This window comes from Gluconacetobacter tumulisoli (genome assembly GCF_014174155.1).
In the GTDB taxonomy this organism is placed as follows: domain Bacteria; phylum Pseudomonadota; class Alphaproteobacteria; order Acetobacterales; family Acetobacteraceae; genus Gluconacetobacter; species Gluconacetobacter tumulisoli.
Map to the genome: position 1 here is coordinate 38,541 of NZ_JABEQM010000008.1, position 18,688 is coordinate 57,228.

The following is an 18,688-nucleotide window of genomic DNA, read 5'->3' on the forward strand; positions in this document are numbered from 1 at the left end:
CAGGAGGGCGGGGGACAGGAGGGCGCGGGACAGGAGGACCGGGCTTCTACAACGCTCTTCGCCGTGCGCACGACCGCCCTCCTCTGGATGACCGGGAAGCGAACATCCCCCGATTGAGAAAGTTTCATGTGGATCGCCGAAACGTGTCCGGGTCGGGCGACGCGCCCGTGGGTTTCGTCCGGCCGCGGCGCCGGGGCAGCAGGACAAGGATCGGTCGTTCCGGACTGCGCCCGCGTAATATCTTGCGCTTCGCCGGAAACCGGCGGGGCCGATCGGCATTGACACCCATTATTGCGGCCGATCGCGGCCTGGCCCGTCGCGCGAGGGCGAATTCTGCTGACCGGAGCCTGGGGCACGGCATGGAATGGCGTGGCCTGCCGGACGATGCGAGGCGGAGGGAACAGCGGCCTGGAGGATATGGAAACGTCTGAGACGATCGCCTGAAGAATCCATGTCGCGGGATGCGGCGCGAGCGTCCGCGAAGAATATCGTTATTTTATCGGAATATTTCCATGACAGGCATGAAGATTTCGCGTTTCCGCAAGACGCCTCTGCGGATATAGGGAACCAGTGACGGTATTATAAATATCATAAGAGATTATTTTAGATCATTTTGAATGACATACATATATCCTTGCCAAAAGGAAATGTGCCATGGCAATTATCATTCCACTTTCGTTTCTGGCAATCCTGTCGATATTCATCAATATATGGTTTCCGCTGTATTTCATAAAACCGCCCCTGTTCCTGGCCGATTTCCGCGACTGCTATTACGACGCCGCCGACGCCGTGCTGCATCATGGCCGGGAGGCACTGGTTCCGTTCCTGATGAACCGGAAATTCGTCAATCTTCCGATCGATGTCTATCTGTTCGCGCCTTTTACATATCTTGGGCCCACGCTGGCCGAAATCGTATTCTGCACGCTGGGCGTCATGGCGATCGTCGCGTCGTTCCTGCTGCTGTCGAAAGGCTGCGACGCCAGGACGCGGACGATTCTGGCCCTGTTTTTCATATGCAACGGACCGCTGTGGTACAGCCTGTTCGACATGGGGAACACGACGCATTTCATCCTTCTGCTGCTGATCCTGAGCCTTGGCCTGCTGCAACGGAAGAAGATGTATTCCACCGGACTGGTGATCGGATTCTGCGCCACCATCAAGCCGATGATCTCGATATTCCTGATCTACTTCCTCTGGAGGCGGAACTGGCGGGCCGCCGCGTCCTGCGCCGCGGTCGGCGCGGTCACGGCCCTGTCGTCCGTGGCCGTATTCGGCTGGCATATCACGCACGGATGGTATGAATGGTGCATCGTCCAGTACACCAAGCAGACAATCGGCGCGTTCAACAACCAGTCCATCAATGCGTTCCTGCTGCGGCTTTCGACGGGATCGAAATATGTCTACGACTGGTACCTGCATGACCAGCCCTTCCCGATGCCCATCCTGTCGAAGATCCTGTCGGTTTCCCTGCTGGCGCTGGTCGTGTTCTCCAGCTTCGCATGGCGGGCCAGGAACGCCGGGCCCGCGGGGGCCAGGCATGACATGTCGGATGTATTCGATTTTTCCCTGCTGATCGCGTTCTGCATCGTCACCAGCCCGGTTTCGTGGACGCATTACTATCTGCTGCTGCTGCTGCCGTGGAGCCTGTACATCGTCGGGCGGATGCCGCTGCCGGGCGGGGCGCTGACGGACAGGCTGGTGTGGTGCGGCATCGTCTTCACGTCGATGCCGGCCACCTATCCCTCCATCCTGGCCGGTCGCATCGGGTTCATCTGCACGCGCACGCTTGCCTCGATCTGGCTGATCGGCGCGTGCGTGTTCCTGCTGGCGCTGTTTCGCAGCAGCCTGCTGATGCCGTCCAAATGGCGCATGCCCAACGGCATCGGCACGCGGGAGACCGAGGACACAATGGCCGTCTCGGCCCGGTCCTGACGTCGTGGAAGCGGCGTGGCGTGTGGGGCCGTGCGCCGACAGGCCGGACGATGTGCCGCGATCGTGACGTCGGGGGGTGCTGCATCGGGCGGGCGCCGGCACCATGTGCCCTTGCGTCACAAGGAGGGTGCCATGTCATCCAAGGGCCATACCCACAAGCATACGCCGGGCCGGCACAAGCCCCCGCATTACGGCGCCGCGCATTACGCCAAGGTGCCGGGACGCGCGGGCAACGAGCGGATGCTGGACCTGCACGAGCCGCCTGCCGCCGCCGCTGCGGCCCCGACCGCAAAGGCGCGGGCCGCCAAGACCAAATAGGTACCGGCCCGTCCAGGTACCGGCCCGTCAGGCCGGCATGGTGTCCTGGCCGGCCAGCCAGTCGCGTAGCGCACCGAGGCTGGCCGCCGGCGCATCGCTGAACGTCGCATGTCCGGCGTCGGCGATCACCGTCAGGCCCGCACCGGGCACCGCCGCGACGAAGCGTTCGGCCGTCGTGACGCGCACTTCGTCATACTGGCCCACCATGAACAGCACGCGGCGCCCGTCCAGCCGCGCCAGCAGGGGTGTGCCGTCATAGGTGCGCAGGGTGCCCGTGGCGGAAAATTCCGACCTGCCCCACATGGTTTCGTACAGCCGCAGATCCGATTTCAGTCCGCCATGCGCCTGGCGGTAGCGTTCGGCCAGCGCGGACGGGGGGCGGCGACGCAGATAATGGGCGTAGAAGACGTCCGTCGCCCGGTCGCAGGTCGCGGCCGCGGGCGGCATGCGGCCCTCGCACGCCGCGAGGGTGGCGCGGGGATCGGCCGGAAGGGCGTCCCGCAGGGCCGCCGCGTCGCGGAGCCAGATCCGCGTCGAGACCAGCGGCGCGCCCAGCACCAGGCCCGCCAGGGCCGGCGGCCGCCGGCCCGCATATTCCAGCGCGACCGTTCCGCCCCAGCTGTGCCCGCAGACATGCCAGCGCGGGATGCCCAGCGCCGTGCGGATCGCCTCCAGCTCTGCCACGAAGCGGGGGACCGTCCAGTTGCGCGGGTCGCCGGGATGGTCCGACAGGCCGCTGTCGAGCTGATCGTACAGGATGACAGGCCGGTCGTCGGCAAGCGGCAGCGCGTTCAGGAACGCGGCATGGTTGCCGCCCGGGCCGCCATGGACGAACACCACCGGCAGGGGAGCACCGGGGGATACGCCATCCGCCAGCCGCCCGTTGACCCGGACGTAGACCCGCCCGCCGGGCACGGGCACCATCATTTCGCGATCGGGTCGTTCGGGATCGGGCCGAAGGACGGGCGCGGGGGCATCGCCCCAGGCCGGCGCGCCGGCCGCCGCCGCCGTCCAGAACGCCCCGGCGCCCAGCATCATATGCCGCCGGCCGCAGCCTTGCCCCGCATCCCGTCCCGCCATCGCGACCCGTTCCCCCTGCCCGCGGCCCGCGATCCGCCCGGCCGTTCCTGCGTCGCAACGTAGTCCGGACGGTGCGGGACCGCCACCCTTGCCGATACGCATGACGGACCCGCGGGACGGGGGCACGTGCGGGTCCGGCACCGTCAGGGCGGAAGGGCGGCCGACGGCCTTGTCGGAGGCCGTCTGAAAATGGGCTGGTGAGAGCGTGCCTATGGGCCGCGAGCATCGGAGCGCTGAAAACGCGTGTCGGATCGCCGCCCGCACGCGGGATTTCACGCAGCCTGTCAGCAGTCTCCGCCCGAAGAGCCGCCGGAGTCGCCGGCACCGTCCCCGGGGAGGCCGCCACCCATGCCGGATCCCATTCCGCCACCCATGCCGCCGCCCATGCCCGAGTCCATGCCGGCCCCCATTCCGCCGCCCATGCCACCACCCATGCCCATTCCCCCGCCGCCCATGCCGCCACCACCCATGCGGTGGTGGCCCCCATGGGAGCGATGGCAGGCGTCGCGGTCCGACATGCCGCCGGGCGCGTCGTCGCAACCGGACAGCGCCGCAAGCAGGGCGAGGCCGCCCATTATTCCGATCATGCGTTTCATCCGAATCCTCCGGCGGGAAGGATACAGAAGACGGGCGATCCGGAATGTTCTGTTGCGTAGCGAAATGTAACCCGAGGCCGGCCGCCTGACGGCCCGGCGCATATCCGGGGCCCGCCCCCGCCGTCAGGACGCGGCGGCGGGCGGGGCATGCCGGGGGATGACGTCAGCTATGGCGTCAGCTGTTGCTGCCGAAGGCGGGTCGGGTGGATTCGAACAGGAACCAGGTGCGGCGCTCGGTCTCGTCGATCCAGTTTTCCAGCAGGCTGGCCGTGGCGACGTCGCCGCCCTCGTCGCACACGCCATGGACCTGGCGCATCCGCGCGGTCAGCGCCAGATTGTCCTCGCGCAGTTCGGACAGCATGTCCTCCGGCGTCACATACGGCGCGTCGTTGTCGGCCACCTTCGTCAGCCGGGCGATCTCGCCGATCGAATGCAGCGTCGTCCCGCCGATCTTGCGCGCGCGTTCGGCCAGCGGGTCGGTCATCGCGAAGATCTGGTCGCTCTGCTCGTCCAGCAGCAGGTGGTAGTCGCGGAAATGCCGGCCGCTCATGTGCCAGTGGAAATTCTTCGTCTTGATATACAGCGCGAACACATCCGCCAGGACGGCCCGCAGCCCCGCCGAAATATCGTGCACCGCCGCCTGCTTCAGGTCCGTCGGTGTCCCGAGATGGGACCGGACGTCCGCCGCGCCGGCCGCAGTCGCATTTGCCTTGTTGGTCATGCTGGTCTCCCTGCCTGGTGCCTGAAAGCGGGAAGGGGAACGCCCCTCCCCGTTCCGCAGACTGAGCCATCACAACGTACCCGCAAAGGCCGCGTTCCCGCATGGCACGATCCCGAGCGGCGCAACGCGTGCCGCGACCGGCCGCGCGTGGCCCGCATCACGCCGGCTTGCGTCCGGCCGCGATATTCAAGGCCGTGTCATTGGGAACATATCCCCCCACCGCCGCGGCGGTGACCCTGCCGATATAGTCCGACCGCACGGCATCACGCGTCGCCGGAGACGACTGGCGCAGCGCCTGCCAGGCGGGATGGTCCAGGCGGCTGTCCCAGAACGCGATGGCCGCATCCAGCGCGACCGGCGTGGCGGCGGCGCGTTCGGTTCGGACCGCCACGACCTCGAACCCGGCCGCCTCCAGAAGCCGTCGGCATTTGCCGGGCGTATCCGCCACGTCGGCGTAGGCGAGACGCACCCCATGCCCGGCGGCGCTCTCCGCGATCATCTGCGAGAGGCCGAAAGGGCGGGCAGGCGTGTCGAAGGCGATGCCACCGCCGGGCCTGAGGAGATCGCACCAATGACGAAGGGCGCGGGGGATATCGGACATGAGCACGAGGGACGACGCGCAGAAGATCTGATCGAAGCTCCGGTCCGGGAAATGCAGCCGCTCGGCATCGGCCAGGACGAAATCGATATTCCGCACCCCGACGTCCGCCGCCTTTCGTCGCGCCTCGGCCAGCATCCCGGGGGAGATGTCGACGCCGACGACCTGGCCCGTGGGCCCGACCCCGGGCGCGACGGCGAGGGCCAGTATCCCCGTACCCGTGGCAACGTCCAGAACGCGGGATCCCGGCCGGATATCCGCCGCCGCCAGCAGCAGCGACACGACGCGGTGATGGACCTCGTCCCGGTCGTACGTCGCGCTGCGCCGGTCGAAATATGACGTGTCGGGCTTCGGGGGGCCGCCCGTCGATGTCCTGTTCATGCGCATGCCTGCCTTGGAGTGTTGGCTCGTCCGCTTCTGGCACCCTTCGCAGGCGGGCCGGCGTCACGATCAGGCGACGGTCGGATTTTCCCGGCCGCGTCGCCGGCGGAGCGCGCCATTCCGCGCCCGGACCGCGCGAATCGTCAGGGCACGCAGCCAGACCATGCGGAAAACGGGAATACATCATCATGTCCCGATCGACCGGTCAGGTGTATCGTCGATGCCCTTTCCGAACGCCCCAGCCGCATCGGCGCCGCCATGGCAGACCCGCAGCGCTTCGACCCGACGCTCTTCTGGACCCTGCCCGCGGATACGCTGGCGGCGGGCCTGGGCTGCGGGCTGGAGGGCCTGACGTCGGCCGAGGCCGCCGAGCGGCTGGCGATCCATGGCCCCAACACCGACCTCCAGCCCGGCCGGACACGCCCCCTGGCCGCCGTCCTGCGCCGCCTGCTGGAGCCCCTGTCGCTGATCCTGCTGGCGGCGGGGGCGGTGTCGGTGGCGACCGGCGACACCGGGGGCGGGTCGATCATCGTCGCCATCCTGGTGCTGTCGATCGGGCTGGATACCGTGCAGGAAGGCTATGCCAACCGGGCCGCCGAGGCCCTGCGCCGATCGGTGGCAATCCGGGCGGAGGTCCGGCGCGACGGGCGGTTCGGCGACGTCGACGTGGCGGCGATCGTGCCGGGCGACGTCGTGCGCGTTCGCGCCGGCGACATCGTCCCGGCCGATGCGCTGGTACTGGACAGCGACGCCTTCACGGTCGGGGAGGCCGCGCTGACGGGCGAACCCTATCCGGTGGAAAAGCGGCCCGGACGCGTCGCCTCCGTGCTGCCGGCCGAGGCCACGAACGCGATCTTTCGCGGGTCGGTCGCGCGGACGGGCACGGCCGTCGGGCTGGTGGTCGGCACCGGACGGGCCACCCTGTTCGGCACGGCGGCGGCGGCGTTGGCCGAGGCGCAGGTTCCCTCGCCGTTCCAGCGCGACCTGCATGCGTTCGGTCTGCTGGTCGCGCGGCTGACGCTGGCGCTGGTGCTGGTGGTGCTGGCGCTGCGCGTCCTGTCCGGGCGGCCGGCGCTGGATTCGCTGCTGTTCGCCGTGGCGCTGGCGGTCGGGCTGACGCCCGAGCTGCTGCCGATGATCACCACCGTCACCCTGTCGCGCGGGGCGCTGCGGATGGCGCGGCGCAAGGTCATCGTCAAGCGCCTGGCCGCCATCCACGACCTGGGCGCGATGACCGTGCTGTGCACCGACAAGACCGGCACCCTGACCGCCGCCGAGATCGCGCTGGCGCGCAGCCTGGCCCCGTCCGGCACGCCGGACGGCCGCCCCGCGCGGCTGGGCGCGATCGCGGCGGCCCTGGGCGGCGATCGCGGGTCGCTGGACCTGGCCCTTCGGCAGGCGGCGCCCGGGGCCGAGGACGGATGGCGTCCGGAGGGCCACGGCGCCTTCGATTTCGACCGCCGGATGGGCGCGGTGCTGGCGTCCGGCCCGGAAGGGCGGCTGCTGATCGTCAAGGGCGCGGCCGAAGCCATCCTGCCGCTCTGCGCGACGCAGCGCGCGGCCGGTCCGGGCCAGGCGGGGATGGATGCGGCGGCGCGGGACCGGGTGTCGGCCCTGGTGCTGGACCTGGCGCGGGACGGCCAGCGCGCGGTCGCCGTCGCGTCGCGCCCGTGGAGCGGCCCGATGCCCGAGATCGCGTCCGAAACCGCGCTGGGCGCGGCGGCCGGCCTGGTCTTCGAAGGGCTGTGCACCTTCGTCGACCCGCCCAAGCCGACGGCGGCGGGGGCGATCGCCCGTCTGGCCGCGGCGGGCATCCGGCTGAAGATCCTGTCGGGGGACGATCCGGCCATCGTCGAACGCCTGTCCGGGCTGGTGGGGATCGATGCCACGGGCATCCTGTCCGGCGCGGACATCGCCGGGCTGGACGACGAGGCGCTGGCGGTGCAGGTGCGCGCGGTCGATGCCTACGGGCGGCTGGCGCCCGACCAGAAATCGCGGATCATCCGGGCGTTGCAGGCCCGGGGCGCCGTCGTCGGCTTCCTGGGCGACGGGATCAACGACGCGCCGGCCCTGAAAATGGCGGATGTCGGCCTGTCGGTCGACGGCGCGACGGGGGTGGCGCAGGCGGCGGCCGACATGATCCTGCTGGCACCGGACCTGGAGGTCGTCGCCGCCGGCGTCGAGGAAGGGCGGCGGACCTTCGCCAATATCCTGAAATATGTCCGCATGGGGGCCAGTTCGAACCTGGGGAACATGCTGTCGATGGCCGTCGCGTCGATGACGCTGCCGTTCCTGCCGATGCTGCCGGGGCAGATCCTGCTGAACAACCTGCTGTACGATTGTTCGGAAATCGGCATCCCCTTCGATACCGTCCGGCCCGAGGCCACGGCGCGGCCGCAGGTCTGGGACATGGGCGGGCTGATGCGCTTCGCCGCCGTGATGGGGCCGCTGTCGTCGGTGTTCGACGCGCTGACCTTCGCGACGCTGATCCTGGTGTTCCACGCGACGGAGGCGCGGTTCCGCACGTCATGGTTCCTGGAATCGATGGTGACGCAGATCCTGGTGATCTTCCTGATCCGCACCAACGGACGCCCGTGGCGCAACCGGCCGCATCCCGCGCTGGTCGCCTCGTCGCTGTCGGCGCTGGCGGTGGCGCTGGTCCTGCCCTTCACCCCGGCCGGCGCGTGGTTCGGGTTCGATCCCCCGCCCCTGGCCATGCTGGCGGCCATCGCGGCGCTGACGGTCGCGTACCTGGCGACCGTCGAGCTGGTGAAGCCGCTGGTCGTGTCGCCGCGCCGGAAGACGTAGGGTGCGGGCCCGCGTCAGGCGGCGCAGATCGCCTTTTCACGTCCGATCAGGATATCGGCGAGCACCCAGTAGGCCTTGCCCCAGGCCTCGAGAACCTCGGGGGTCGCGGCGTCGCCCAGGACATGGGAAATCGCCCCCAGCAACGCCTCTACGACATAGGGATAATGCTCCGGCAGGATATGCGCGTCCACATGCCGGTGCGCGATATGGTCGACCGCCTTGTCCAGGACGCCCGGGTTGTCGATGTTGCGCGCGTAGGCCAGCACGGCCAGCGCCAGGGCGCGCGGCTGCGCGCCGTCCCTGCCCTGCCGCGACATGTCGAACAAGGCCTTGATCGACGGCGTGCGGAACAGGCGCGCGTACATCTCCTGCGTGATCTCCAGCCCGTGGGCTTCCAGAGCCGGGACCGTCGCCTTGATGACGGCAATCGTATGAGGATCCATGGAACCGGTCATGATCGGATACCTTAAGATGTGCATTTAATGCACCTTAAAGCGGGCTGGAAAAAAGATGTCAATATGATACATCTTTACCAATGCGGCTGACCCTTCATACCGACTATGCCCTGCGCACCCTGATCTATCTGGGCCTGCGGGCGGACCGGCGGACCGCCATTCATGAAATCGCCGCGGCGTACAGGATATCCGAGAACCATCTGGTCAAGATCGTCCATAAGCTGGGGCGCGGCGGGTTTATAGAAACGATCCGCGGACGCGGCGGCGGCCTGATGCTGGCCCGGCCGCCCGCGCAGATCCGCATCGGCGATGTCGTGCGCCATACCGAGGACGACATGGCGCTGGTCGGCTGCATGCAGCAGGGCCGCGACGACGACATGCGCGCCTGCGTGCTGGCCAACGCATGCCGGTTGCAGGGCCTGTTCGGCGATGCCCTTGCGGCCTTCATGGCCGTTCTGGATCGGCAGACCCTGGCGGACCTTCTGACCGAACGGGAGCGCACGCGATTGCAGGCGCGCCTTGCCCCGGATCATCCGGGACGCCAGATCCAGCCCCTGGCGGATCCCCCGGGAGACCACGACCATGACCGATCTGAGGGATGACACGGCCCGGCATCGCTTCGAAATGAACGAGGGCAACGCGGTCGCTTTCGTCGATTACAGCTGGAAGCAGGGTCATCTTGTCCTGCGGCACACGGAAGTTCCGCCCGCGCTTCAGGGGCGCGGCATTGCCGGCCGGCTTGCCCGGGCCGTCCTGGACGAGGCGCGCCGGCGGCAGGTGCGGATCATTCCGGTGTGTCCGTTCATTGCCGCCTATCTGCGACGTCACCCCGACGACGCCGACCTGATCGCCGCGGAACCGGGATAGACGACCGTACGATCGGCGCGAATGACCGCCCCGGGCGTCAGTTTCGCTGCGTCGACATGTCCTGGCCCGAGGATATGGAAGACTGCCCGCCCCGAGGCGATGAGGTGATCGGCAATGATGCGGCGATGGCACCGCCACCAGACTGCCTTGGCGCACATGATCGCGCAGCGGTGCCGTTGCCCGAGATCGAGCATGTGCGCCAGGCCTTCGGCAAAGGGCCGGGTGAGCGCGTAATCAGCGTAATTCCGGAAACCGCGCACCTTCCAGAAGGCATTGACCGAGTCCGCGATTGTCCGGGATCGGCCGCGCCGTCCGCCCAATGCCGGCAGGTGGTCGTATCCGACCTGACGTAACGCCAGTTCCTGCGGCAATGTCTCCTTGTTGAATTGCGGTGCAGTCCGGGATCGTGGAATGGATCTGACATCGACGACACGTGCGACGCCGGCCTGCCGCAGCAGACCGACGAACGCGTCGAGCGTCCGGGTCGAATGCCCGATCGTAAAGAAAGAATCCATGGGGACGCCCGTCGCAAGCCGGAGCCCCGTTCGCCGCGCGTCGTCGACATCATCGGGAAAAGCCATGGAACGGGGCTTTCACATTGGCGACCAGGTCTGGTGGAATTCCGAAGCCGGGCGCGTCGGGGGGACGATCGTCCGCATTCACACGCAGGATTTCGACGTCAACGGTTATACCCACCATGCGCGTCCGGACGCACCGCAATATGAAATCCGGAGTTCGAAGACCGGGCATATCGCGTTCCACAAGGGAACGGTCCTGACATATTCCTGATTTTTTTGTATTTCCCGTGCGGCGGACGTCTTCCAGATCGTGGAATGCGGTCGGGACCGGGGAATTTCAGGGCCCGACCTGCCATCCGCCACCGGCCGCCTTGTACAGCGCCACGACGTCCAGCAGCACCTGGAGGTGCCCGCGCAGCGCGTCCTGTTGCGCGGCGGCCAGGGTGGCCTGGTCGTCGAGGATCGCGCGGCGGTCCGCCAGCCCGTCGCGCCGGCGCACGCGCGCGAGGGCGATCCGGTCGGTTGCCGTTGCCACGGCCTGGTCGTCGCTTTGCCGGCGCGTCCGGTCGGCGTGCAGGGCGGACAGGCCGTCATCGATGTCGCGCAGGGCGGCCAGCACGGCCTGGCGGTAAGCCAGCGCGGCCTCGGCCGCCTGTGCGCGGGCCAGGCGGAGATTCGCCCGCAGCCGCCCGCCCTGGAACAGCGGCAGCGAGATCGCGGGACCGAACTGGTAGAAGCTGTTGCCCCAGTCCGCCAGATCCTTCAGCGCCAGGGTCCGCTGGCCGAACTGCCCGGTCAGGGTGAGGTCGGGATAGAACTGCGCCACCGCCACGCCGATTCCGGCGGTGGCCGCGTGCAGGCGGGCCTCGGCGGCGCGGATATCCGGCCGCCGCCGGGCCAGCGCCGTCGGCAGGCCGATCGCGAGCGGGACCGGGACCTCCGGCAGGGGCCGGACGACGGCCAGTTCGGCATCCAGCGCGCCCGGCGGCTGCCCGGTCAGGACGGCCAGGTCGTTCATCGCCTGGTCCGCCTGCCGCACCAGGTCGGGCAGTCCCGCCGCCGCCCGGGTCAGGTCGTCCCGGGCCTGGTCGACATCCATCTGGTCGGACAGGCCCAGCCCGCGCCGGATGCGCGCCAGGGCAAGGAGGCCGGCCCGCGCCGCCACCTCCGCCCGGGCCGCCGTCAGCAGGGCCTGGGCGGCGCGCAGGCCCAGATAGGTCCGCGCCACGTCCCCCTGCAGCGTGACCAGGGCGTCGCGGCGATTTTCGATCCGGACCTGCGCCTGCGCCCGCGCCTGTTCGACGCCGCGCCGCACCTGGCCGAACAGGTCGAGTTCCCACGAGGCGTCGAAGCCGACCTGGTAGAGGTCCGTCCCCTGCGTCAGCCCCCCGATGCCGGACCCCAGGAAGGGCTGCTGGCCGGCCGCCCCCGTCCCACCGCCCAGCAGGGCGAACAGGCCGGCCTCGCCCAGCCGTTCGCGGGTGTAGCGCGCCGAGGCGTCGAGGCTGGGCAGGCCGGCGGCGCGCTGGGCCTGTTCCTGCGCCCGGGCCTGGACGATGCGCGCCAGCGCCTGCCGGACATCGAGGTTTCCCGCCGTGGCGCGGGCGACCAGGCCGGTCAGGACCGGATCGCCGAACAGGTGCCACCAGGCGGGATCGGGGTCCGACAGGACGATCGCGTCGGCCCCCGACCTGTCGTGCCAGGCGGCGGGCAGGCCGGCAGGCGGCGGCCGGAAATCGGGACCCATCGTGCAGCCGGGCCCGGTCATCGCCAGGGCGAGCAGCCCGGCGGCCAGCCCCGCGGCCGTTCCCGATCGCGGCGGCGCGGGGGCATGGCGCGTCAATCCAGGGTTTCCCGGTAGAACCGCACCGCGATCGCGACCGTGCAGCCGGTAAACAGCGCGATCGGCCAGAGGTCGGGCAGGATGTCCGCCATGCCGTTGCCCTTCAGCAGCAGGCCGCGCACGATCCGCATGGCATGGGTCGTGGGCATGATTTCGCCGACGATGCGGGCCCAGCGCGGCATGCCCTGGAACGGAAAGGCGAAGCCCGAGAGCAGCATGAACGGCAGCATGGTGAACTGCGCCATCTGCTGGGCCTGCATCTGGTTGGCGGCCAGGGTGGAATAGGTGATGCCCAGCGCCAGGTTGCTGGCGATGAACAGCCCCAGCACCGCGAACAGCAGCACGATCGACCCGTGGATCGGCAGGTGCAGCAGCCCGACCGCGACCAGCAGGATGATGAGCACCTGCAGATAGCCGATCCCGACATAGGGGGCGATCTTGGCCAGCATGACCTCGATCGGGCGGACCGGCATCGCCAGCAGGTTCTCCATCGTTCCGCGTTCGCGCTCGCGGGTGATGGCCAGGGTCGTGAGCATCAGCGTCGACATCATCAGCACGACGCAGATCAGGCCCGGGACGACGTTGAGCACCGTCAGCTGTTCGGGATTGTAGCGGGTATGCACCACGAAGCGGAACGGCGGCCCCGCCGGGGCGGCCGTCGCCGCCGCCCGACGGACCGGCGGCAGGTCCCGCGCCAGCACGCCCGTCAGGCCGCCGAGCGCCGCGGTGGCGTAGCCGATGGCCGTGGGATCGGTGCCGTCGGTGTCGATCAGGATCGCCGGCGCTTCACCCCGGTCCACGCTGCGGTCGAACCCCGGCGGGACGTTGACGACGAACAGCAGGTTGCCCTGGGCGATGTCCTCCTCGGCCTCGCGTTCCGAGGACAGGAGGCGGATCCGGTAATAGCCCGAATTGCGCAGCGCGGCGACGATCGTGCGCTCGTAGGTCGAGGGCTGCGCCATCAGCACGCCCGTGGGCAGGTCGTGCGGGTTGGAATTGATCGCGTAGCCGAAGATCAGCAATTGCATCACCGGCAGCGCGACGATCAGGCGCAGGGTCATCGGGTCGCGCTTCACCTGCAGCCATTCCTTGCGCAGCAGCGCCCGCAAGCGCCGGACGGAGAAGGCCGTCATCGCGGCGGCCCCTGCTCGCCCAGCAGATGGATGAACACGTCCTCCAGGCGCGGATCGACCTCGCGCCAGACCAGGCCGGCCCCGCATGTGGCGATCGCGGCGTCCAGCAGGGCGCGGTCCATGCCGGCGATGTGCAGCACGCGGCCCAGCACCGTCGCGGCCTCGACCCCCGGCGCCGCGCGGATCCGCCGTGCCGCGTCCTCGACCGGGGCGCCGGTGCCCTCGAACGTGACCAGGCCGACGCGCCCGACCACCTCGGCCGCGCTGCCCTGGATGACGATGCGCCCGCCGGCGAGGTAGACGATTCGGGCGCAGCGCTCGGCCTCGTCCATGTAGTGGGTGGAGACCAGGACCGTCAGCCCTTCCCCGGCCAGATCGTGGATCAGGTCCCAGAACGCGCGGCGCGCCTTCACGTCGACCCCGGCCGTGGGTTCGTCCAGCAGCAGCAGTTGCGGCCGGTGCAGCACGCAGGCGGTCAGGGCCAGCCGCTGCTTCCACCCGCCGGACAGCTGGCCGGCCAGCTGGCCCGCGCGGTCGCGCAGCCCCATGCGGTCCATGATGTCGGCGACGGCGGCGCACGCATCCGGAAGTTCGTAGAGCCCGGCGACGAGATCCAGGTTTTCGGACACCGTCAGGTCCTCGTACAGGCTGAATCGCTGCGTCATGTAGCCGACCTGCCGGCGGATCAGCGGCGCGTCGCGCACGATGTCCAGCCCCAGGCAGGTGCCGCTTCCGCCGTCGGGCGCCAGCAATCCGCACAGCATGCGGATGGTCGTCGTCTTGCCGCTGCCGTTCGCGCCCAGGAAACCGCAGACCTCGCCCCGGGGGACCCGCAGCGTCAGGCCGTCGACCACCCGGCGCGTGCCGAAATCCTTGCGCAGGTCCCGCACGTCGATGACGTCGCCGGACGAGGTGCCATCGTGGGGCGGGACGTCGTCGCGCGCCGGGCCGGGAGGGGCGTCGGGGGGCGGGATCATGGCGCGCCTGCCGCCAGGGGGCGCACGGTGACGGGCTCGCCGGGATTGAACCGCGCGGCCTGGTCGGGGCGGGGGCGTGCCTGGACCAGGTAGACCAGCTTGGCCCGGCTTTCGTCGCTGTAGATCAGCGGGGGCGTGTATTCGGCCTGGGGCGAGATGAAATCGATCGTGCCCTCCAGCCCCGGCGCGCAGCCGTCGCAGGCCAGCGCCACCCGGTCGCCGGGATGGACCCGCGACAGCATCGCCTGCGGCACGAACAGGCGGATGAAGATATTGCCCGGCGGCAGCAGCGAGACGACCGGCACGCCGGCATCGACGACCTCGCCGGGGCGGGCCAGGACATCGGCGACGATGCCGGCCGCGGGGGCCGTGGCGTGGCGCTGGGCCAGTTGCCAGTCCGCGAGCGCCAGGGCGGCGCGCGACGCCCCGGCCGCCGCCATCTGGGCGCGGATCTGCTCGGCCCGGCCGGTGGGCGCGCGGGCCTGGTCCAATGCGGCGCCCAGGCTGTCGACCCGGGCCTGGGCCGACCGGTATTCGGCCCGCGCCTGGTCCCGTGCCTGGAACGTCGCCGCGCCGGCGGGGGCCGCGTCTTCCAGCCGGCGGGCATCCGCGCGGGCACGGTCGCGCGTCGCCACGGCGTCGGCCAGGTTGGCCTGGGCCTGGCGGATTTCGGTGTCGCGGCCCGGTCCCTGCAAATTGGCGAGCAGGCGCGCGCTTTCCTCGGCCTGGCGCGCCGCCTGGTCCCGCGCCGCGCGTTCGGCGACGTCGTCCTGGTCGAACAGGGGCGCGCCGGCAGCGACAGCGTCGCCGCGCGCGACCCGGACCCGCGTCAGCACGCCCTGCCGGGTCGGGCCGATCCTGACGAAATCGGCGTCCACATAGCCCTGCCACACCACCGGGGCGGGGCGGCGCGACAGCGCCCACCATACCGCCGCGCCGGCAAGGGCGAGCAGCACCAGCCCGGTGACCAGCCGCCGGGCCGTCATGACGGCGGCGCGTGGCCCAGCGCCGCCGCGTCATAGACGTTGCGCGGATTCCACAGCATCCACCCGTCGGACCCGAAATCGGTCGCCCCCCGGATCTGGGCGGCGATTTCGGCGGGACCGAAGACCCGTCGGTCGAACGCATAGTCCCTGAAGGCCTGGAGCCACGGGCGGAACCGCAGGGGCGAAATCCCCAGCCGGCGGCGCGCCATTTCCAGCGAGCGATAGACGATGTCATACGGGTGGCCGACCGGGTCGCGATAGCCGGGAATGCCGAACAGGAAGCCCGAGGGGTAGAGCATCGGCGACAGGTAATCGACATGGGGCGCCAGTTCCGCCAGCCGCTGGCCGATGCCGGTATCGTCGAGGTTCCAGCATACGTACCCGAAGATATCGGCCGCCAGATAGACGTTGTAGGGCAGCAGCCGGCCCCGGGCCTCGGCCAGGAAGCCGGCGATGGCCGCCAGGCGCGAGGCCTGCGTCGCCGGGACCAGGAAGCGCAGTTGTGCCGGTCCGTCGGGGAAGCGCACGTAGTCGAGCTGGATTTCGTCGAAACCGGCACGGGCGGCCTCGACCGCGATGTCGATGTTGTAGGCGCGCACCGCCGGCTGGAACGGGTCGGTCCAGGCCATGCCCTCGCGGTCGCGCAGGGGCGCGCCGTCGGCCCGGCGCACCGCCAGGTCCGGCCGGCCGGATGCCAGCGGCAGGTCGCGGAACACCACGATCCGCGCGATGGCGTAGAGCCCGCGACCATGCAGCATCGCGACCAGCGCCGCGAGGTCGGGAATGGTCGTCATCGCGCGCGCGCCGATCGCACCGGCCAGGGGAATGGCGCTGGGATAGGGGACCAGCCCGCGATCGCCCTTGACGTCGACGACCACCGCGTTCAGCCCGGCATCGCGGATCAGCGCCAGCACCGCCCCGCGCAGGGTCGCGGACCCGACGCCGTAGCTGGACAGGTACAGCGCCCGGGGCGCGAACGGCACCAGCGGCAGCGCCTGGTCCGGCGACAACGGGTCGGCGGCGAAGGCGCCGGCGCGATAACCCGGCGCGCGGACGAACAGGCGGCCGGGCCGGTCGTCCAGCCGGACGCGGCCGGCCTCGTCGGCCGACAGCACGCTGCCCCCCAGCACCACCGTCGCATCCGCGATGCCCCTGCCGGTCGCCGCGTCCACCACCCGGACCGTCACCGCCCGGGCCGGGCCGGCGGCGAGGACCAGCCACAGGGCCGCCAGGACCAGGGCTGCGCGGATCGGGACCGGGATAGCGGGACCGCGCGCCCCCCGGGACGTCACGGTACGGCGCGTCCCGGGGCGGCCGGCGCCAGTCTGTTATCCAATCCTGCGTCCCCCAGCCGCGCGGCGAGCACCGTCCCCTGGTCCGCGTCGGACATCGGCAAACGGGGGATGGCGAACGGATCGACACCCCGGTGGGCCGGCCCGCCGCCATAGGCGAACGCCGCGCGATAGCCGGCGCGGACGGCCGCCGCCCGCAGATCGGCGTCGACGATGCCGAACGGCCAGGCCAGCATGTCCACCGGCGCGCCGAGCCGGCGTTCCAGCACCGCCTTCGACCGGACCAGCTGGTCATCGAGGAAGGCACGATAATCCGCCGCCGTCCGGCGCGTGCGTTCGACATGGAAATTCGGATGCCAGTAGGTATGGGACTGTACCGTCACCAGCCCGGACAGCGTCATGTCGGCCAGCTGGCCCCAGGTCAGGGCGTAGGCGGCGTGGGAGATCGCCGACGGATAGATGAACAGCGTCACCGGGACATGCCGGCGCCGCACGATCGGGTAGAGCTGCGTGTAGACCGACACATGGCCGTCATCCACGGTGATGGCCACGGTACGCCCCCAGGCGACGACGTCGCCGAGGACCGAGCCCGTGGTACCCCGCAGGCTTTCCACCACCGTCCCCAGCGCGACCACGCGATAGCCATGGGCGTCGAGCCAGTCGAGCTGCCGTTCGAAGGCCTGCGTGGTGACCGTCGTCGACCCGCCATGCAGCGGGTCGAAGCGATGATAGGCCAGCACCGCGATGCCCCGATCCATGTCGCCCGCCGCCGCCGGCGCGACCGGCGGCAACGACAGGAGCACCATGAGCAGGGGATTCGGGCCTGTGCGCACGGCGGTCGCGCCTTCCGGAGGGTTCGAATCCGCAACGTCAGACAGTCGCGCGCGTCGCCTTGCCTCCGCTTTTCGTGATCGCGGGGTTGCGTGGGGTCAGCCGAACCGCGCCGGCGCGTAGGGCGCGGGATCGGTGAAGGGGACCTCCCCCTGCATCAGTTCGGCCAGCAGCCGGCCCGTCGCCGGGCCCAGGGTGAAGCCCTGGTGCGCGTGGCCGAAATGAAACCACAGGCCGGCATGACGCGGCGCCGCCCCGATCACCGGCAGCATGTCCGGCGTGCAGGGGCGGTTGCCCAGCCAGGGAGTGGGTTCCACCGGGGCGCCGAGATCGACCAGCCGGCGCGCGCGGGCCTCGACCCGCGCCAGCTGCACCGGGGTGGGGCGGGCGCCCAGCCGGGCGAATTCCGCCCCGGTGGTCAGGCGCAGGCCGCGCGCCATCGGGGCCAGCACGGTACCGGCCTGAAGGTCGAGCACCGGCGTCCGCAGGCCGGAATCGCCCTGGTGGTGGCGGTGGTAGCCGCGCTTGATGAAGAGCGGATAGCGGTAGCCGAAGCGCCGCAGCAGCCGGCCGGACCACGGGCCCAGCGCGACCACGGCCGACGCCGCGTCGATGCGGCCGCCGTCGGTATCGACCGACCACGCGGCACCGGCGCGGCGCAGGCTGGCGGCGTCGCCCGTGGCGATGCGGCCGCCCAGCCGCTGGACCAGGGCGGCATAGCGCGCGACCAGCGCCCCCGGATCGCGGACGAACCAGGGGTCGGTCCAGTGGATCGCGCCCGCGACCGGCTGGCGGATGGCCGGTTCGGCGGCCGCAAAGGCCGCCGCGTCCAGGATGGTGGAGTTGACGCCGAACGCCCGCGACAGGCGATGGGCGGTTTCGGCCTCGGCATCGAAGCTCTCGGCCGAATGGGCCATCAGTTTCCAGCCGGTGCGCATGATCAGGTCATCGGCCCCGGCCGCCGCGATCATCGGTGCATGCTCCGCAAGGCATTGGCGGATCAGCGCCTCGTACCCCGCGACGATCCGGCGATAGGCGGCGGGCCGGCTGTTCCACCAGTAGCGCGCCAGGGGCGAAACCAGGCCGGGCAAGGCCGCGAGGTGATAGCGGGCCTCGTTCCCCCGGCCGAGGGCGATGTTCAGCAGGGTGCGGACATCGCGGGGAAAGGCGTGGGGTTCGACGCATTCGCGCTGGATCAGCCCGGCATTGCCATAGGACGTTTCCCGGCCGGGGGGCCCGCGATCGACCAGCGTGACGTCGAAGCCGCGCGCCAGCAGATGATACGCGGCCCCCACGCCGCACATGCCGGCCCCCAGGACGATGACGCTTCTGCCTGTCATGACGCTCTTTCC

The 18,688-nt window shown here is 70.2% G+C and carries 18 protein-coding genes and 1 pseudogene; 6 read left to right on the forward strand and 13 right to left on the reverse strand.

Annotated features, from left to right (window positions below):
• The first annotated feature begins 654 nt into the window (after window positions 1–654).
• Together HLH28_RS10965 and HLH28_RS10970 are read left to right on the forward strand one after the other, a co-directional pair.
• Window positions 655–1,932: a glycosyltransferase family 87 protein gene (locus tag HLH28_RS10965; protein ID WP_182958922.1), complete on the forward strand. Its 1,278-nt coding sequence runs from the start codon at window positions 655–657 to the stop codon at window positions 1,930–1,932.
• A gap of 132 nt (window positions 1,933–2,064) precedes the next feature.
• Complete coding sequence (locus HLH28_RS10970; protein ID WP_182958924.1) at window positions 2,065–2,250, forward strand: hypothetical protein; 186 nt, start codon at window positions 2,065–2,067, stop codon at window positions 2,248–2,250.
• Window positions 2,251–2,277: 27 nt separating this feature from the next.
• On the opposite strand, the gene HLH28_RS10975 is transcribed toward HLH28_RS10970, so the two are convergent.
• The 4 genes from HLH28_RS10975 to HLH28_RS10990 form a co-directional block, all read right to left on the reverse strand.
• Window positions 2,278–3,456 carry an alpha/beta fold hydrolase gene (locus HLH28_RS10975; RefSeq protein WP_220790049.1) on the reverse strand — a complete coding sequence of 393 codons (1,179 nt, stop codon included), beginning with the start codon at window positions 3,454–3,456 and terminating at the stop codon, window positions 2,278–2,280.
• Between the two features lie 158 nt (window positions 3,457–3,614).
• Window positions 3,615–3,917, reverse strand: coding sequence for a hypothetical protein (locus tag HLH28_RS10980; protein WP_182958926.1), 303 nt, complete (start codon window positions 3,915–3,917; stop codon window positions 3,615–3,617).
• Window positions 3,918–4,101: 184 nt separating this feature from the next.
• The gene (locus HLH28_RS10985; protein WP_182958928.1) at window positions 4,102–4,647 is read right to left on the reverse strand and encodes a Dps family protein; all 546 of its coding nucleotides are present in this window, start codon (window positions 4,645–4,647) and stop codon (window positions 4,102–4,104) included.
• A 157-nt stretch (window positions 4,648–4,804) separates the two neighbouring features.
• The gene (locus tag HLH28_RS10990; protein ID WP_182958930.1) at window positions 4,805–5,626 is read right to left on the reverse strand and encodes a class I SAM-dependent methyltransferase; all 822 of its coding nucleotides are present in this window, start codon (window positions 5,624–5,626) and stop codon (window positions 4,805–4,807) included.
• Between the two features lie 258 nt (window positions 5,627–5,884).
• On the opposite strand from HLH28_RS10990, the gene mgtA reads away from it, so the two are divergent.
• Entirely contained in the window at window positions 5,885–8,434 is a 2,550-nt protein-coding gene (gene mgtA / locus HLH28_RS10995; protein WP_182958932.1) for a magnesium-translocating P-type ATPase, read from the forward strand.
• Window positions 8,435–8,451: 17 nt separating this feature from the next.
• Here mgtA and HLH28_RS11000 read toward each other — a convergent pair.
• Window positions 8,452–8,889: pseudogene (locus HLH28_RS11000) on the reverse strand (globin domain-containing protein); the annotation flags it as partial.
• An 80-nt stretch (window positions 8,890–8,969) separates the two neighbouring features.
• On the opposite strand from HLH28_RS11000, the gene HLH28_RS11005 reads away from it, so the two are divergent.
• Together HLH28_RS11005 and HLH28_RS11010 are read left to right on the forward strand one after the other, a co-directional pair.
• The gene (locus tag HLH28_RS11005; protein WP_182958937.1) at window positions 8,970–9,491 is read left to right on the forward strand and encodes an RrF2 family transcriptional regulator; all 522 of its coding nucleotides are present in this window, start codon (window positions 8,970–8,972) and stop codon (window positions 9,489–9,491) included.
• Window positions 9,472–9,756 carry a GNAT family N-acetyltransferase gene (locus HLH28_RS11010; RefSeq protein WP_246396001.1) on the forward strand — a complete coding sequence of 95 codons (285 nt, stop codon included), beginning with the start codon at window positions 9,472–9,474 and terminating at the stop codon, window positions 9,754–9,756. Before HLH28_RS11005 ends, HLH28_RS11010 begins: the two co-directional genes overlap by 20 nt.
• Here the strand turns inward: HLH28_RS11010 and HLH28_RS11015 are convergent.
• Window positions 9,714–10,337 (reverse strand): DUF488 domain-containing protein, encoded by a 624-nt coding sequence (locus tag HLH28_RS11015; RefSeq protein WP_338029714.1) that lies wholly within the window; start codon window positions 10,335–10,337, stop codon window positions 9,714–9,716. The genes HLH28_RS11010 and HLH28_RS11015 overlap by 43 nt on opposite strands.
• Between HLH28_RS11015 and HLH28_RS11020 the strand changes: the two genes are divergently transcribed.
• On the forward strand, window positions 10,336–10,545 hold the full coding sequence (locus tag HLH28_RS11020; RefSeq protein ID WP_182958942.1) for a hypervirulence associated TUDOR domain-containing protein: 210 nt from the start codon (window positions 10,336–10,338) through the stop codon (window positions 10,543–10,545). The two genes, HLH28_RS11015 and HLH28_RS11020, sit on opposite strands and share 2 nt — an antisense overlap.
• 66 nt (window positions 10,546–10,611) lie before the next feature.
• Here HLH28_RS11020 and HLH28_RS11025 read toward each other — a convergent pair whose 3' ends face one another.
• The 7 genes from HLH28_RS11025 to HLH28_RS11055 all read right to left on the reverse strand — a co-directional run bounded on the left by HLH28_RS11025 (window position 10,612) and on the right by HLH28_RS11055 (window position 18,676).
• Window positions 10,612–12,117: an efflux transporter outer membrane subunit gene (locus tag HLH28_RS11025; protein ID WP_220790051.1), complete on the reverse strand. Its 1,506-nt coding sequence runs from the start codon at window positions 12,115–12,117 to the stop codon at window positions 10,612–10,614.
• Window positions 12,114–13,250: an ABC transporter permease gene (locus HLH28_RS11030; protein ID WP_182958945.1), complete on the reverse strand. Its 1,137-nt coding sequence runs from the start codon at window positions 13,248–13,250 to the stop codon at window positions 12,114–12,116. The genes HLH28_RS11025 and HLH28_RS11030 overlap by 4 nt, the downstream gene beginning before the upstream one ends.
• On the reverse strand, window positions 13,247–14,227 hold the full coding sequence (locus HLH28_RS11035; protein WP_182958948.1) for an ABC transporter ATP-binding protein: 981 nt from the start codon (window positions 14,225–14,227) through the stop codon (window positions 13,247–13,249). Before HLH28_RS11035 ends, HLH28_RS11030 begins: the two co-directional genes overlap by 4 nt.
• Window positions 14,224–15,213, reverse strand: a complete 990-nt coding sequence (locus tag HLH28_RS11040) for an HlyD family secretion protein (RefSeq protein ID WP_182958951.1) — start codon at window positions 15,211–15,213, stop codon at window positions 14,224–14,226. Before HLH28_RS11040 ends, HLH28_RS11035 begins: the two co-directional genes overlap by 4 nt.
• Complete coding sequence (locus HLH28_RS11045) at window positions 15,210–16,505, reverse strand: putative glycoside hydrolase (RefSeq protein ID WP_338029715.1); 1,296 nt, start codon at window positions 16,503–16,505, stop codon at window positions 15,210–15,212. Before HLH28_RS11045 ends, HLH28_RS11040 begins: the two co-directional genes overlap by 4 nt.
• Window positions 16,502–17,338 (reverse strand): polysaccharide deacetylase family protein, encoded by an 837-nt coding sequence (locus tag HLH28_RS11050; protein WP_338029716.1) that lies wholly within the window; start codon window positions 17,336–17,338, stop codon window positions 16,502–16,504. Before HLH28_RS11050 ends, HLH28_RS11045 begins: the two co-directional genes overlap by 4 nt.
• 96 nt (window positions 17,339–17,434) lie before the next feature.
• A complete protein-coding gene (locus tag HLH28_RS11055; RefSeq protein WP_182958953.1) occupies window positions 17,435–18,676 on the reverse strand; it encodes an NAD(P)/FAD-dependent oxidoreductase in 1,242 nt (413 codons plus the stop codon).
• Window positions 18,677–18,688 lie beyond the last annotated feature (12 nt).